Below are 15,014 nucleotides of genomic sequence, written 5' to 3'. Positions count from 1 at the left end.
CTTATGGTTTTCCTGTCAATAGTAGAAGTGAAGTTATTATGCAATTACCGAGTTTTCTTGAGGTCTACAAAGGCCTAATTTCCACAGACTCTATTAGCTCGACCGATCCAAGCTGGGATCATGGCAACGAGAAAGTGATCGAAAAAATGGCTCAATGGTTTAAAGACGCAGGCTTTAGCGTTGAAGTCGTGGAAGTCGAACCCGGCAAGCATAATATGGTCGCTAAGATGGGATCGGGCGAAGGTGGCTTGCTACTCGCAGGACACAGCGACACAGTGCCATTTGATGAAGGACGTTGGAACTTCGCCCCTCACGCACTAACAGAACACAACAATCGCTTCTATGGATTAGGCACAGCCGATATGAAAGGCTTTTTCGCTTTCGTTTATGAAGCGGCAAAGAAGATGGATTGGAGCAAACAGACCAAGCCGCTATATGTATTGGCAACCTGTGACGAAGAGACCACCATGCTGGGTGCGCGTCATTTCACTGAAAATGCACCGTTTAAACCGGATTACTGCATTATTGGTGAGCCAACCAGCCTTGTGCCGATTCGTGGCCATAAAGGCCATGTTGCTAACGCTGTGCGAGTAACGGGTAAATCAGGTCACTCTTCTGATCCTGCATTAGGTGTCAACGCCATCGAGATCATGCATGAAGTGTTGTTCGCTTTAATGCAACTGCGTGACAAGCTAGTCAAAGAGTATCACCACCCGGGTTTCGCAATTCCAAGCCCCACTCTAAACCTTGGCCATATTCACGGTGGCGACAGCGCGAACCGTATCTGTGGTTGCTGTGAGCTGCACTACGATGTACGTCCTTTACCGGGTATCAGCTTAGATGGTTTGGATAACATGCTGCGCAGCGCACTCAAAGAAGTAGAAGCAAAATGGCCGGGCAGAATTGAGATTACGCCACTGCACGAACCTATCCCGGGTTACGAGTGCCAACATGACCATCCATTTATCGGTGGCATGGAATCAGTTTGCGAAACTGAATCACAAACCGTGAACTACTGTACAGAAGCACCTTTCCTTCAAGAACTTTGCCCAACCTTAGTGCTGGGTCCAGGCTCAATCGACCAAGCTCACCAACCAGATGAGTTCCTAAGCTTCGATTTTATCGATCCAACGATTGATGTTCTGAGTAAGTCGATCCGCAAATATTGTTTCTAGTTATTACTTTTCTTCCAATATTTTCGTATAAAAGCTACCCGAAAAGGTGGCTTTTATTCTGTTATCCCAGACACAGCCTGATCTTGTAATTAAATTTCACTTTAATTCCGAACTATTGGGAAATTTACTTCTCCCGCATTTCGAAAACTAATAATTGCAAACTTAGAATGCTTTATTTGACTAGATACAGCACTTTTCGCTAGATTGTGTACTTAACAAGGAACAATGGATGTAATTTTTTTACGAGGCAGGATGACAATGAACGAGAAATACGCCGCTCTCAAGAGTAACGTAAGCATGCTGGGACGCTTGCTAGGTAACACAATCCAAGATGCACATGGTGACGTTATCTTAGAGAAAGTGGAGACTATCCGTAAACTTTCCAAATCCGCCCGCGCAGGCAACAAAGCTGACCGTGACAGCCTAGTTGAAGAAATCAAAAACCTGCCGAACGAACAACTCACTCCTGTTGCTCGTGCATTTAACCAATTTCTCAACCTCACCAACATGGCAGAGCAGTACCACACCATCTCTCGCCACTGTGAGGAGCATGTTTGTGAACCAGACGTGCTGCAATCTCTATTTTCCAAATTAAACCAGAATGACATCAGCAAGCTAGACGCGGCTCAAGCCGTTCGCGACCTGAACATTGAACTCGTTCTGACTGCACACCCAACAGAAATCACTCGTCGCACCATGATCAACAAGCTAGTTAAGATCAACGAGTGTCTGTCTAAATTAGAATTAAGCGACCTATCACACAAAGAGCGCGTGAAAACCGAACGCCGCCTAGAGCAACTGATCGCTCAAGGTTGGCACTCAGATGTGATTCGTCAACAACGCCCAACGCCACTTGATGAAGCGAAATGGGGCTTTGCGGTTGTTGAAAACTCACTTTGGGAAGCTGTACCAGATTTCCTACGTGAAATGGACGGCCGACTAAAAGGCTACCTTGGTGAAGGTCTACCAATTGATGCGCGCCCGGTACACTTCTCATCTTGGATGGGCGGTGATCGCGATGGTAACCCATTCGTAACGCACACCATCACCAAAGAAGTACTGCGCCTATCTCGCTGGAAAGCCGCTGACCTTTACCTAGGTGACGTAAACGAGCTGATTACCGAACTATCGATGACTAAGTGTAATGATGCCGTTCGTGAACTAGCGGGTGATGAGCATGAAGCTTACCGAGCAATCCTAAAGAGCCTACGTACTCTGCTGAACAACACGTTAGAAGTGCTCGATGCAAAACTGCATGATGCTGAAGTACCGAAGAAAGAAACACTACAGAACATCGACCAACTTTGGACACCGCTTTACGCATGTTACCAATCGCTGCACGAATGTGGCATGGGCGTAATCGCAGACGGTTCTCTGCTTGATACTCTGCGCCGCCTAAAAGCATTCGGTGTACACCTAGTTCGTCTCGATGTTCGTCAAGAAAGTACACGTCACTCAGATGTGCTGTCTGAACTGACTCGCTACCTAGGCATTGGCGACTACGACCAGTGGAGCGAGCAAGACAAGATTGCTTTCTTAACCAATGAATTAAGCTCTAAGCGCCCACTACTTCCTCGTGATTGGGAGCCATCTGAACAGGTTAAAGAGGTTTTAGACACCTGTAAGGTCATCGCTGCTCAACCTCGTGAAGCCTTCGGCGCTTACGTGATTTCTATGGCTCGTACTGCATCGGATGTACTGGCTGTTCACTTGCTGCTGCAAGAGTGTGGTTGCCCGTATCGCATGGACGTGTGTCCACTGTTCGAAACGCTAGACGACTTGAACAACTCAGAAGCAGTAATGAAACAGCTAATGAGCATCGACTTGTACCGTGGCTTTATCCAGAACCACCAAATGGTGATGATCGGATACTCTGACTCAGCGAAAGATGCGGGCGTAATGTCTGCAGGTTGGGCTCAATATGATGCAATGGACAAACTGGTTAAGGTTTGTGATGAAGAAGGCATTGAACTGACTCTATTCCACGGTCGTGGCGGTACGGTTGGTCGTGGTGGTGCTCCGGCGCACGCTGCTCTTCTTTCTCAGCCACCTAAGAGCTTGAAAGGCGGTTTACGTGTAACAGAGCAAGGCGAAATGATCCGCTTTAAACTTGGCTTACCAGACGTTGCTGTAAACAGCTTCAACCTTTACGCAAGCGCGATTCTAGAGGCGAACCTTCTGCCGCCACCTGAGCCAAAACAAGAGTGGCGCGACCTAATGGAAGTGCTATCTCAAGTATCTTGTGAGGCTTACCGCAACGTGGTTCGTGGCGAAGAGAAATTCGTACCTTACTTCCGTCAAGCGACACCTGAACTGGAGCTAGGTAAACTGCCTCTTGGCTCTCGCCCTGCGAAACGTAACCCGAACGGCGGCGTAGAAAGCCTACGTGCGATTCCATGGATCTTCTCTTGGAGCCAAAACCGTTTGGTACTGCCTGCATGGTTAGGCGCTGGTGAAGCGATTCAGTACTCTGTAGATCAAGGCCATCAAGCCCTGCTCGAAGAGATGTGTCGCGAGTGGCCGTTCTTCTCTACCCGTCTCGGTATGTTGGAAATGGTGTACTCGAAGTGCAACATGGAAATCGCTAAGTACTACGACCAACGCCTTGTTGACGAAGAGCTATTACCATTAGGTGAGTTACTGCGTGAACAGCTGCAAAAAGACATCAAAGCCGTGCTAAATGTTGAGAACAACGAGAACCTAATGCAGAGCGACCCTTGGGGACTTGAGTCAATCCGCCTACGTAACATCTACGTTGAGCCACTAAACATGCTTCAAGCTGAACTGCTTTACCGTACTCGTAAGTGTGAAACACCACCAGCAGAGCTTGAAGAAGCGCTAATGGTGACGATTGCAGGCATTGCAGCAGGCATGCGAAACACTGGTTAATTAGTGATTCCTACCATTCAACAGACAAAAGGTCGCCTAGTGCGACCTTTTTATTTCACAAAATAAGCAATACTGAGTTTTTTGTCAGTTTTTTGGGTTATTTTGTCCATGTATTCTACTTTATGCTTATTATTTAGATATACTACTGCTCCGCTGCGGAAACACTCCAAAAAATAATCTGCAGCATCTTGACCAATAAACTGGTCAACCTAGGTGATAAACGGCTTTGTAAGGTGACATAACCAACCGATGAGTTGGTGCTACTTAGACATAACCAATATAACGTGCCATTAGAAGCACACTTGTTGTTTAAGTATTTGTTTACTGTTTACCATTTGGATTTCAGACATGTCATTACCACACGTAATTCTAACCGTTTTAAGTACACGCGATGCTACTGGTTACGATATCACAAAAGAATTCTCCGCAAGCATTGGTTACTTCTGGAAAGCTAGCCATCAACAAGTTTACCGCGAGCTAAATAAAATGGCTCAGAACGACCAGGTAACTTGCGTGCTTGAGCCTCAAGAAGGCAAACCTGATCGTAAAGTTTACTCTATCACTGATGCTGGCCGTGGCGCGCTAGGTGAATGGTTTGAACAACCAACTGCACACCCAACCGTTCGTGACGAGTTCTCAGCTAAGCTAATGGCTTGTGCTGTACAACCTTCTGACGCTTACCGTGTACAACTTGCTGAGCTAGTAGAAGAGTCTCGCAAACTGGTTTCTCACTACCGTGAAATCGAAGCAGCTTACTACGCAACGCCATCGACACTAGACAAGCAAGCACGCCTTGAGCGTCTAACACTTCGTCGTAACCTACTTATCCGTGAAGCATGGATTGTATGGGCTGAAGAAGTACTGCTTGAACTTGGCGCTCTAGCTTAAGTTAAGCTAGAAAAGCAAAAGGCTTGAACTCTATGAGTCCAAGCCTTTTTTGTATCTATAGGATTTGAAATGTTACTGCCAGAGGCTTTTTACAAGTGCTTAGGCTTTACTTCTTAGACTTTTCTTACAGCGCAGCGACTTGCGGACGAACACCTAGCGTATGGCAAAGTGCATAAGTCATTTCTGCACGGTTTAGCGTGTAGAAGTGGAAGTCTTTCACACCTTCACGGCTCAGTGTACGAACCATATCAATTGCTTGGCTAGCACCAACAAGCTGACGAGTCGTTGGATCATCATCCAAACCTTCAAACTGCTTCGCCATCCAGCCCGGTACTTTTACGTTGTTCATCGCAGCAAAGCGAGATGCTTGCTTGAAGTTAGAAACCGGCAGAATGCCCGGTACAATCTCAACATCAACGCCAGCCGCTACACAGCGGTCACGAAAGCGTAGGTAGCTCTCTACATCAAAGAAGAACTGAGTGATGGCACGGTTGGCACCCGCATCCACTTTACGCTTTAGGTTAATAAGATCAGATTGAGCGCTTTTTGCTTCAGGGTGAACCTCAGGGAATGCCGCTACTGAGATATCAAAATCGTGGCGAGATTTAAGTAGCTCGACTAGGTCAGATGCGTACATCTCTGGCGCGCCGCCGCCTGCTGGAATATCACCACGTAGCGCAACAATACTCTCGATACCATTTGCCCAGTAATCGTCGGCAATTTGAATCAGCTCTTCACGGCTTGCATCAATACACGTTAGGTGCGGTGCAGCCACTAGGCCGGTTTGGTTTTTAATTTCTTTAATGATTGAGTGGGTACGGTCACGTTCACCCGAGTTTGCACCGTAAGTTACCGATACAAATTTTGGTTGAAGTGTTTTAAGGCGGTGAACAGAGTTCCACAGGGTCTCTTCCATCTTCTCACTGCTCGGTGGAAAAAACTCAAATGACACATTGATGTTGTCAGAAAGCTCAGCGATATTCTGATTTAAAGCGTCGATATGACTAGCGTGTGTGTATCCCATCTTACTCTCCCTGTGGCAAAAGCAACCACTAAAAACTCAAATCCTTAAACGACGTTTAGACGTCTATATGTCTGTAGAATGTATTGAATACGATTTAATGTCAACAGATCCATTATGAATTTTTCTCAAGTAGATCGTGAGTAAAACTCAAGTCGTTAGATGGGTCGCAAAGCAGAAATAATGTAGAAAAAAGGCTGAAAAACACATCGTGCTTTCAGCCTTATTTATCTTAGTGAATAGTATGCCATTTAGACACTAAACCAACCGATCTGAGTATCAGAACAGGCTAGACATTCTGTTTAAATCAGATTGAATTGCACCTGCCGTTACTTCACGACCGGCACCTGGGCCACGAATAACCAATGGATTATCTTTGTACCATTTGCTCTCAATCGCAAAGATGTTGTCGCAAGGCAACAAGTTCGCCAGAGCATGTTCTTTAGACAGTGCTTCAACGCCTACGGTTGCCTTACCGTTCTTCTCCAAACGCGCTACGTAACGCAGAACTTTCTGTTGAGAGTGCGCTTTCTCTAAACGCTCAGCCAGCTCTTCGCTCAGTACAGAAGCTTTGTCGAAGAAGTCATCCACAGATAGATCTTGCAGCTCTGCAGGTACGAGCGATTCCACTTTTACGTTTTCAGGTTCGATATCCAAACCAGATTCACGCGCCAGAATCACCAGCTTACGCATCACGTCTGAGCCATCTAGGTCAGCACGAGGGTCAGGTTCCGTAAGGCCTTGTTGCCATGCTAAGTCAACCAACTCGCTGAACGGCACGGTGCCATCAAACTGTTGGAACAACCAAGACAACGTGCCCGAGAAAATGCCAGACAACGCAATGATGTCATCGCCACTTTCACGTAGGTCACGTACCGTGTGGTTAATCGGCAATCCAGCACCCACTGTCGCGTTGTACAACCAATGACGGCTGATCTTAGCGAAAGCATCTTGTACTTGATGGTAATACTCGCTCGATGCAGAACCTGCCACCTTGTTCGCCGAGATTAGGTGAATACCTTGTTGTGCGATTTGCAGATACTTTGCTGCAAGCACTGGGCTCGCAGTCACATCCAGAACCACTGCTTCGTCATAACCTTGAATAGAGCCCAAACGCTCTAACCAGTCGTTACCATTGTTAGCAATAGCTTCGTCGTCAAAGCGCTTACCTACCGAAGTCGCATCAATGCCTTGATCGTCGAACCAATAGGTTTGGCTATCAACCACGGCAACCAATTCAAAGTTCATTCCACGGCGCTTTTCAAGTTCCGCTTTTTGCTCAGCAAACAGGCTTAACCAGCTTGAACCAATATTGCCCTTACCACACAAGGCAATCGCAACACGCTTCTGCGCTTGGAACAGTTGAGAATGAATGCCTTTCACTAGACTTGATGTTTCACTCTTACGAATCACAGCCACCAAGCTTAAGCCTGAGTTCGCTTCTGAGATGAACTCAACCGGCGAGCTCTTAAGCTGCTGGTAGAAACCGTAGCAATGATTAGGGTTCTTAGTCACACCCGCACCCACTGCAGCAATCAGAGAGAAACCTTCTTTTAGCTTAATCTCAGCTTCAATCGCATGGTCTTGGAGATATTCTAATGCACCACCAGCGATCTCTTCTGTGTAGGCAAGACGCAAACAGTGTTGATCCGGTTCAAGCTCATAAGCAAGCGGCTCAAGTTGAGCACGCTTAAGCCCTTCAAGCACTTCACTCTCTAGACGGTCGAAATCATGGCCGTGACCAAAGGTCAGTTGCACGATAAGCACTTCATCCAAAGAGGTAATGATTTTTGCGCCACGACCCGATGCCAGTACACGCTCGATCTGTGTAGAGCCCGCCTCCGGCTGATAGCTGCAGCGTAAGCTGAGATCCATAGCACTTTGAGCCACAGGCTGTAGCGTTCGGCTGTGAAGCACTGGAGCGGCAAGACGAGCCAATTCGCTGGCTTCATCAAGGCGAAGTAGAGGCAATAGACACGCATCTGAAACCAGACGAGGGTCAGCGCTGTAAACGCCTGCCACATCACTCCAAATCGTCACGCGTTCAACTTCAGCCAAAGCACCAATCACGGTTGCTGAGTAATCCGAACCGTTACGGCCAAGCAATACCGTTTCACCCTCGCAGTTCTGAGCCATAAAGCCCGTAATCACCACGCGGCAATGTGCATGCTGCGCCAAGGCTTCTTTGATCAGAGGGTAAGAACGTGCGCGGTCGACTTCAGGCTGAGCGCCCACTTCTGCACGTAAAAAAGCACGCGCATCTTGAGCAACGGCTTGTAAATCATGCTGGCACAACAAAGCCGCGAGTAGACGTGAAGACCAAACCTCACCGTGTCCAAGCACTTTTGCTTTTTGTGCTTCGCTCAAGGGAGCCGTTAGCTCACCCAAAGCGGTAAATTCTTGTTGAATGGTTGAAGTAAGTTGTGCGGCTGATTCACCCTCAAGCAGTGCTTCAATCAGATCGAGTTGGAACTGACGAAGTGCTTGTAGGCATTCATGGGCAATACGACCATCTTTGTCGAGCGCTTCAACAAATTCAATCAAACGGTTGGTTGTTTTGCCTGCTGCCGATACCACCACCAAATCAGATGCTGATGAGTATTCTCTAAGAATGTTGACCACGCGTTGGTAACATTCAGGATTCGCTAAACTGCTGCCACCAAATTTATGTAGCTGGCGAAAGGTTGCCATTATTAACCCTCCCCTTCAGCGATAAAGCGCTGTGTTCTTTCAAACGCTTGCTTGAGGTCATCGATTAGGTCTTCTGCATCTTCAAGGCCAACAGATAGACGCAGTAGTTGCTGAGAAACACCCGCTTCTGCTAAGGCTTCTTCACCCATCGCGCGGTGAGTCATCGACGCAGGGTGACAAATCAGGCTTTCAACACCGCCCAATGATTCTGCCAAAGAAAACAGCTCTAACTTATCAACAAAGTATTTAAGCGCCTCGAATGAGCCCGCAAACTCAAAACTGAGCATGGAACCAAAGCCCGATTGCTGTTTCTTCGCGATATCATGACCCGGATGTTCAGGAAGGCTTGGGTGGTAAATAGTGCCAACAAGATCTTGTTGCTGCAGAGACGCTAGAATTTCACGTGAGCTTTCTTCGTGAACTCGCATACGCGCACCTAGCGTACGAATACCACGTAAAGTCATGTAGCTATCAAATGGTGTGCCGGTCGCACCAATACAGTTGCCCCACCATGCTAACTCTTCAGCGTGTTCTTCTGTCTTAGTGACCACAACGCCACCAATAACATCTGAGTGTCCATTGATGTACTTAGTGGTTGAGTGGATAACAAAATCAGCACCCAGCTCTAAAGGCTTTTGGAACACAGGTGTCAAAAACGTGTTGTCGACAGCAACCAGAGCACCAACCTCTTTCGCTTTACGGCAAGTTTCTGCAATATCAACCACGCGAACCAGTGGATTCGATGGGGTTTCAATTAAGATCAACTTTGGCTTAAGCGCGAGCGCCGCATCCAGCGCTGCTTGATCCGATTGATCAACGAACAGAACTTTGAAGTCACCTTTTAGCGAGCGAGTGTTAAACAGACGGTAAGTACCGCCGTAGCAATCGTGCGGTGCAATAATAAGATCATCGCCGCCTAAGAAAGCCGAAACCCATAAGTTAAGCGCCGAAGTACCACAGTTAGTCACAACCGCGCCTTTGCCTGATTCAAGCTCAAACAGTGCCGTCTCTAATAAACCGCGGTTTGGGTTACCAGAACGGGTGTAATCGTACTTTGGCACTTCACCAAAAGCGGAAAACCCATAGTTAGTCGAAAGATAAATGGGTGGGACAACGGCATGGTGTTGCGTGTCTGACTCGATACCAGTACGTACTGCGATTGTTGCTGGCTTCCGGCTGCTCATAGGTGCTTCCTTACAAGTTTTGCGTCTGAGAATCACAGCTGCTTGTCGGCATTTTGCGGCTGTGTTAGATATATGTTATTCACTTTACTTTCATAAACGTGAGACGTCAACACTTCTAGACGTCTATATGTCTTTGCTTATGGCGGTAAATCCCGCTAAAATCACCACTATTAATTTAATCTAACAACTAAAGTGATGAAGGTACGCAATGGCCGACTGGAATGGTGAATACATAAGCCCATATGCTGAGCATGGAAAGAAAAGCGAACAAGTAAAGAAGATTACAGTTTCTATCCCTTTAAAAGTGCTAAAGGTGCTTACTGACGAGCGTACTCGCCGCCAGATCAACAACCTGCGCCATGCAACAAACAGTGAGCTACTGTGTGAAGCTTTTCTACATGCGTACACAGGCCAACCACTGCCAACAGATGAAGACCTTCGTAAAGACCGCCCAGATGATATTCCTGCTGAAGTGAAAAAACTGATGACAGAGATGGGCATCGAGTTCGAAGCGTTTGACGAAGAATAACAATAACTCAGTCACTGCCTTCAATATTGATTCGCTTTAGCTGAATGCTCACATTACTGATTCGTCTTATCAGTGTTCTGTGAATAAGAGACATAAAAAAACCGACTCCAGATGAGTCGGTTTTTTATTATTTGTGCTCTATGGAGCAACCGCTATAACAAGCGACTACGCCATATGCTGCTATGCCATGTAGTTAGCAGGCATCTCGATACGCGCAACGCCAGATTCAACGGCCGCTTCTGCTACTGCTTTCGCTACGCGAGGAAGTAGACGTGGGTCCATTGGCTTAGGAATGATGTAACCCTTACCGAACTCAAGTGACGTCTCACCCGCAGCTTTTAATACTTCCGCTGGCACTTCTTCTTTCGCCAGTTCACGAATCGCTTTAACCGCTGCTAGCTTCATTTCGTCATTGATTTCGCTTGCACGCACATCAAGTGCACCACGGAAAATGAATGGGAAACAAAGTACGTTGTTTACTTGGTTAGGGTAATCACTGCGGCCTGTACCCATAATAAGGTCAGAACGAACTTCGTGAGCAAGCTCTGGCTTGATCTCTGGATCTGGGTTTGAACATGCAAATACAACTGGCTTATCAGCCATCAGCGTTAGTGCTTCAGCAGGCAGTAGATTCGGCCCCGATACGCCCAAGAATAGATCAGCACCTTCGATAACATCTTCAAGCGTACGCTTATCTGTGTTGTTTGCGAATAGCTCTTTGTATTCATTCAGGTCGTCACGACGAGTGTGGATCACACCTTTACGGTCAAGCATGTAGATCTTCTCACGCTGAGCGCCACACTTAATCAGTAGCTCCATACAAGCAACCGCCGCTGCGCCAGCACCTAAACAAACGATCTTACACTCTTCAAGCTTCTTACCTTGAAGCTCGATCGCGTTCAGCATACCTGCTGCTGTTACGATCGCTGTACCGTGTTGGTCATCGTGGAATACAGGCACATCACAACGCTCAATCAGGCGACGTTCAATTTCAAAACAGTCTGGTGCTTTGATGTCTTCTAGGTTGATACCGCCGAATGTATCTGCGATGTTCGCAACTGTATCGACAAACTCATCGATTGTGCGGTGTTTTACTTCAATATCGATAGAATCTAAACCAGCGAAACGCTTAAACAGTAGCGCTTTACCTTCCATTACTGGTTTAGAAGCAATTGGACCAAGGTTACCTAGGCCAAGAATCGCTGTACCGTTAGAGATAACTGCAACCATGTTGCCTTTACCTGTGTACTTATAAACGTTATCAACGTTCTGTGCGATCTCACGAACTGGTTCAGCCACGCCTGGGCTGTAAGCAAGTGCTAGGTCTTCTGCAGAGTTTGCAGGCTTCGTCAGCTCAATGGCAATTTTGCCAGGAATTGGGAACTCATGATAATCAAGAGCTTGCTGACGGAATTGTTCTTGAGGTGATAATTCTTGAGAGGATTGATCTTGGCGGCTGTCTTCAGACATAGGTGTAGGTTCCTAGGATATTATTATTTGGGGGATCTTGTTCATGTTAATGGATGTACTTCAAAGTTCCTAGGTGGTAAAAGCCTCTGTCTCATTAAAAAACGAGATTTCACTACTAATAAGACCAGTGAGCAGTTGAAATTACTATCGCTTGTTGAACTTTCGTGCGGATTTACAGTGGTGAGCGATAAGCCAAGAATGACCCGATAATATTCAGTTAAGCGGCTTATTGTTGAAGAGAGTGAAAGCTTGAAGGGAAAGTTTGTATTTTATCGGATTTCAGGCAACAAAAAAGGACACCGAAGTGTCCTCTTTATGTCTAAATAGCGAGAATTACTTCTTGCTAGAAAGAGCACCGAAACGCTTGTTGAAGCGATCAACACGGCCGCCTGTATCTACGATACGTTGCTTACCAGTGTAGAACGGGTGACATTTGTCACATACGTCTAGGTGGATTGATTCTTTTGCTAGCGTTGAGTTGAACTCAAAAGTGTTGCCGCAAGAACAAGTAGCAGTAACTGCTTTGTATTCTGGGTGGATTCCAGCTTTCATGGGATAACCTCAAGTAGGCCGTGTCGCTATACGATTCTAAGCCGCACACCACACGTAGTTTAAAAAAGAAATAAAGACACCGCTCATCACTAAAGCGCGACGAAGCCATACCTTTAAGGCGCAGTATAGTAATGAATCTGTGAAGTAGGATCAACTGATTTGATACATTTTTCGCCAATATCGGCATTATTTCCTTTGCTGACTGTGATTCTTGGCTTGGCCCCAACCTCACCCGCTTCTCTGCCACATCACATTCAAACTGCTTCTCGAATTTAACCGCCTTATCCTTTAGACTGTTCGCTCTCGTCAATTCAGATAAAGCCGTCCCTTTATGCGTCCAATGATTGCCCGTGTGGCGCTGCCTGTTCCACTCGACAAGCAGTTCGATTACAAGATTCCAAACCACCTATTCCCGATTATTGGTGGTCGAGTCTCTGTGCCTTTTGGACGACAAACCTTAACTGGGATTGTCACGGCTCTGGTTAACGAATCAGAATTCGAGCTAGATAAGCTCAAGCCAATAAAAGCGCTATTGGATAACCAACCTGTTTGGCCTGAATCTGTCTACTCACTATTAACCTGGTGCAGTCAGTTCTATCAGTACCCTCTTGGCGAAACCTTTGCTAATGCGCTACCGAGTGCTTTACGCAAAGGCAAAGCAGCAGACTTCGCAACACTCGTCGAATGGCAGTTAACGCCATCAGGCCGCGACCAACTGATGCAAGGGTTTGGTCGCGCCGTTAAGCAAGCCAAAGTGATGCACATGCTTGAGCACGGTCCCGTACCTCATCAAGAGTTCATTGATGAAGAAGTGGCTAGCGCCGTACTCAAGACGCTAGAAGAGAAAGGCTGGATTGAATCGGTTGAGATAAAGCCGAAGCGCCAACCTTGGCCTGCCGACCTCGAAAACGACCAAGACAAACCTAAGCTCAATGAAGAGCAAGCCATAGCGATTGCAACAGTAAATAGTCAAAACAACTTTGGTTGCTTCCTTCTCGAAGGTGTCACAGGTTCAGGTAAGACCGAGGTCTACCTGAATATGATTAAGCCGATTCTTGACCAAGGTAAACAAGCGTTAGTGCTTGTGCCAGAGATCGGCCTAACACCGCAAACCATTAACCGCTTTAAGCGACGCTTTAATGTGCCTGTAGAGGTTATCCACTCTGGTTTAAACGATTCAGAGCGACTGAACGCTTGGCTATCAGCGCGCGATAAGATTGCAGGCATTGTGATTGGTACCCGTTCGGCTTTGTTCACACCATTTGCGGATTTGGGCATTATTATTGTCGATGAAGAGCACGACGCCTCTTACAAACAACAAGATAGCCTGCGCTATCATGCGAGAGATGTGGCGATCATGCGTGCGCACAAAGCGCAGATTCCAGTAGTATTAGGCTCAGCAACGCCAGCCTTCGAAACCCTGCACAACGCGCAAATAGGTAAGTACAGTCACCTGACTCTGACTTCACGTGCGGGTGTCGCGTTGCCAACCACCAATAAAGTGTTGGATGTGAAAGGCGAATATCTGGAAAGTGGTTTGTCTGCGTCACTCATTGCCGAGATGCAACGCCACTTAAAATCAGGTAACCAGGTAATGCTGTTCCTCAACCGCCGCGGCTTTTCTCCAGCATTAATGTGTCACGATTGCGGTTGGACAGCCGAGTGTAAGCGCTGCGACGCCTACTACACCTATCACCAATACAGCAATGAAATGCGCTGCCACCACTGTGGCTCGCAGCAGCATATTGTGCATAACTGCCAAGGCTGTGGTTCAGCAAACTTGGTAACGGTTGGTGTGGGTACAGAACAGTTGGAAGCACAACTTGGTCAGCTATTCCCGGAATACAAAACCATTCGTATTGACCGAGACAGCACTCGCCGTAAAGGCAGCTTAGAGAGCGCGCTTGAATCAATTCGCAAAGGTGAATACCAGATTCTTATCGGAACCCAGATGTTAGCTAAAGGCCACCACTTCCCTGACGTGACACTCGTGGCGTTATTGGATGTCGATGGCTCTTTATACAGCAGTGACTTCCGAGCCTCTGAACGCCTTGCTCAGCTATTCATTCAAGTGGCGGGTCGCGCAGGTCGTGCAAGCAAGCCTGGTGAGGTGATCTTACAAACGCACCACCCGGAACACGGCTTACTGCAGGCGCTACTGCATAAAGACTATCACCACTTTGCTCAAACGGCCTTAGCAGAGCGCAAACAGGCGATGTTGCCGCCTTACACCTTTATGACGCTGTTCAGAGCAGAAGCAAACGACACGCGCTTAGTGGAAGAGTTCTTACGCCAGGTACGTCATACACTGGAATCTCATCCACTGTTTGACCAATATTGCATGGTATTAGGGCCAACTCCTGCACCATTGGCTAAGCGAGCGGGTAAAGCTCGATGGCAGTTAATTCTGCAAACACAGACTCGCTCATTAATGCAAAAGCTATTAATGAGTGCCAAGCCAGCAATTAATATGTTACCCGCCGCGAAAAAAGTTCGTTGGTCACTCGATATAGAGCCGCAAGACTTGAGCTAAACCCCTTCGGGTTAAAACTAATGATAAGTTTGTTCACAAATATTTCATATTTCTCGTGAGCAAGTTCACACGAGTCATGTGA

10 protein-coding genes are annotated in these 15,014 nt (G+C 47.0%); 5 read left to right on the top strand and 5 right to left on the bottom strand.

Translation table 11 applies throughout. The annotated features are described in order from the left end of the window. Window positions 1–38 precede the first annotated feature (38 nt). The 3 genes from argE to AB4263_RS14590 all read left to right on the top strand — a co-directional run bounded on the left by argE (window position 39) and on the right by AB4263_RS14590 (window position 4,952). Window positions 39–1,175, top strand: coding sequence for an acetylornithine deacetylase (gene argE, locus AB4263_RS14600; RefSeq protein ID WP_372098417.1), 1,137 nt, complete (start codon window positions 39–41; stop codon window positions 1,173–1,175). A gap of 252 nt (window positions 1,176–1,427) precedes the next feature. After that, the gene (gene ppc, locus AB4263_RS14595) at window positions 1,428–4,064 is read left to right on the top strand and encodes a phosphoenolpyruvate carboxylase (RefSeq protein ID WP_017063683.1); all 2,637 of its coding nucleotides are present in this window, start codon (window positions 1,428–1,430) and stop codon (window positions 4,062–4,064) included. A 348-nt stretch (window positions 4,065–4,412) separates the two neighbouring features. After that, window positions 4,413–4,952: a PadR family transcriptional regulator gene (locus AB4263_RS14590; protein WP_017061141.1), complete on the top strand. Its 540-nt coding sequence runs from the start codon at window positions 4,413–4,415 to the stop codon at window positions 4,950–4,952. A 124-nt stretch (window positions 4,953–5,076) separates the two neighbouring features. Here AB4263_RS14590 and metF read toward each other — a convergent pair whose 3' ends face one another. The 3 genes from metF to AB4263_RS14575 form a co-directional block, all read right to left on the bottom strand. Beyond that, on the bottom strand, window positions 5,077–5,976 hold the full coding sequence (metF, locus tag AB4263_RS14585) for a methylenetetrahydrofolate reductase (RefSeq protein WP_004729683.1): 900 nt from the start codon (window positions 5,974–5,976) through the stop codon (window positions 5,077–5,079). Between the two features lie 276 nt (window positions 5,977–6,252). Then, entirely contained in the window at window positions 6,253–8,664 is a 2,412-nt protein-coding gene (locus tag AB4263_RS14580) for a bifunctional aspartate kinase/homoserine dehydrogenase II (RefSeq protein WP_017063682.1), read from the bottom strand. A gap of 2 nt (window positions 8,665–8,666) precedes the next feature. After that, a complete protein-coding gene (locus AB4263_RS14575; protein ID WP_372083262.1) occupies window positions 8,667–9,848 on the bottom strand; it encodes an O-succinylhomoserine (thiol)-lyase in 1,182 nt (393 codons plus the stop codon). A gap of 208 nt (window positions 9,849–10,056) precedes the next feature. On the opposite strand from AB4263_RS14575, the gene metJ reads away from it, so the two are divergent. Beyond that, complete coding sequence (gene metJ, locus AB4263_RS14570; protein ID WP_004415993.1) at window positions 10,057–10,377, top strand: met regulon transcriptional regulator MetJ; 321 nt, start codon at window positions 10,057–10,059, stop codon at window positions 10,375–10,377. A gap of 180 nt (window positions 10,378–10,557) precedes the next feature. Here metJ and AB4263_RS14565 read toward each other — a convergent pair whose 3' ends face one another. Both AB4263_RS14565 and rpmE read right to left on the bottom strand, forming a co-directional pair. Beyond that, window positions 10,558–11,847 carry a malic enzyme-like NAD(P)-binding protein gene (locus AB4263_RS14565; RefSeq protein ID WP_008219668.1) on the bottom strand — a complete coding sequence of 430 codons (1,290 nt, stop codon included), beginning with the start codon at window positions 11,845–11,847 and terminating at the stop codon, window positions 10,558–10,560. A 333-nt stretch (window positions 11,848–12,180) separates the two neighbouring features. Beyond that, entirely contained in the window at window positions 12,181–12,399 is a 219-nt protein-coding gene (gene rpmE / locus AB4263_RS14560; RefSeq protein WP_004737142.1) for a 50S ribosomal protein L31, read from the bottom strand. 331 nt (window positions 12,400–12,730) lie between these two features. Here rpmE and priA point away from each other — a divergent pair, with 331 nt between their 5' ends. Then, window positions 12,731–14,932 (top strand): primosomal protein N', encoded by a 2,202-nt coding sequence (priA, locus tag AB4263_RS14555; protein ID WP_372098416.1) that lies wholly within the window; start codon window positions 12,731–12,733, stop codon window positions 14,930–14,932. Window positions 14,933–15,014: the final 82 nt, after the last annotated feature.

Origin of the sequence: Vibrio sp. 10N.261.55.C5, from assembly GCF_041470505.1 — a bacterium.
Taxonomy (GTDB): domain Bacteria; phylum Pseudomonadota; class Gammaproteobacteria; order Enterobacterales; family Vibrionaceae; genus Vibrio; species Vibrio crassostreae_C.
The sequence above is the reverse complement of the archived record's forward strand: the minus strand, read 5'-3'. Positions and strand labels throughout refer to the sequence as shown.

What these genes read in the sequence shown, in the direction of transcription:
- AB4263_RS14590 (WP_017061141.1), top strand. Translation starts at nt 4,413, where the DNA reads ATGTCATTACCACACGTAATTCTAACCGTTTTAAGTACACGCGATGCT.
- AB4263_RS14565 (WP_008219668.1), bottom strand. Translation starts at nt 11,847, where the DNA reads ATGTCTGAAGACAGCCGCCAAGATCAATCCTCTCAAGAATTATCACCT.
- metF (WP_004729683.1), bottom strand. Translation starts at nt 5,976, where the DNA reads ATGGGATACACACACGCTAGTCATATCGACGCTTTAAATCAGAATATC.
- rpmE (WP_004737142.1), bottom strand. Translation starts at nt 12,399, where the DNA reads ATGAAAGCTGGAATCCACCCAGAATACAAAGCAGTTACTGCTACTTGT.
- priA (WP_372098416.1), top strand. Translation starts at nt 12,731, where the DNA reads ATGCGTCCAATGATTGCCCGTGTGGCGCTGCCTGTTCCACTCGACAAG.
- AB4263_RS14580 (WP_017063682.1), bottom strand. Translation starts at nt 8,664, where the DNA reads ATGGCAACCTTTCGCCAGCTACATAAATTTGGTGGCAGCAGTTTAGCG.
- AB4263_RS14575 (WP_372083262.1), bottom strand. Translation starts at nt 9,848, where the DNA reads ATGAGCAGCCGGAAGCCAGCAACAATCGCAGTACGTACTGGTATCGAG.
- ppc (WP_017063683.1), top strand. Translation starts at nt 1,428, where the DNA reads ATGACAATGAACGAGAAATACGCCGCTCTCAAGAGTAACGTAAGCATG.
- argE (WP_372098417.1), top strand. Translation starts at nt 39, where the DNA reads ATGCAATTACCGAGTTTTCTTGAGGTCTACAAAGGCCTAATTTCCACA.
- metJ (WP_004415993.1), top strand. Translation starts at nt 10,057, where the DNA reads ATGGCCGACTGGAATGGTGAATACATAAGCCCATATGCTGAGCATGGA.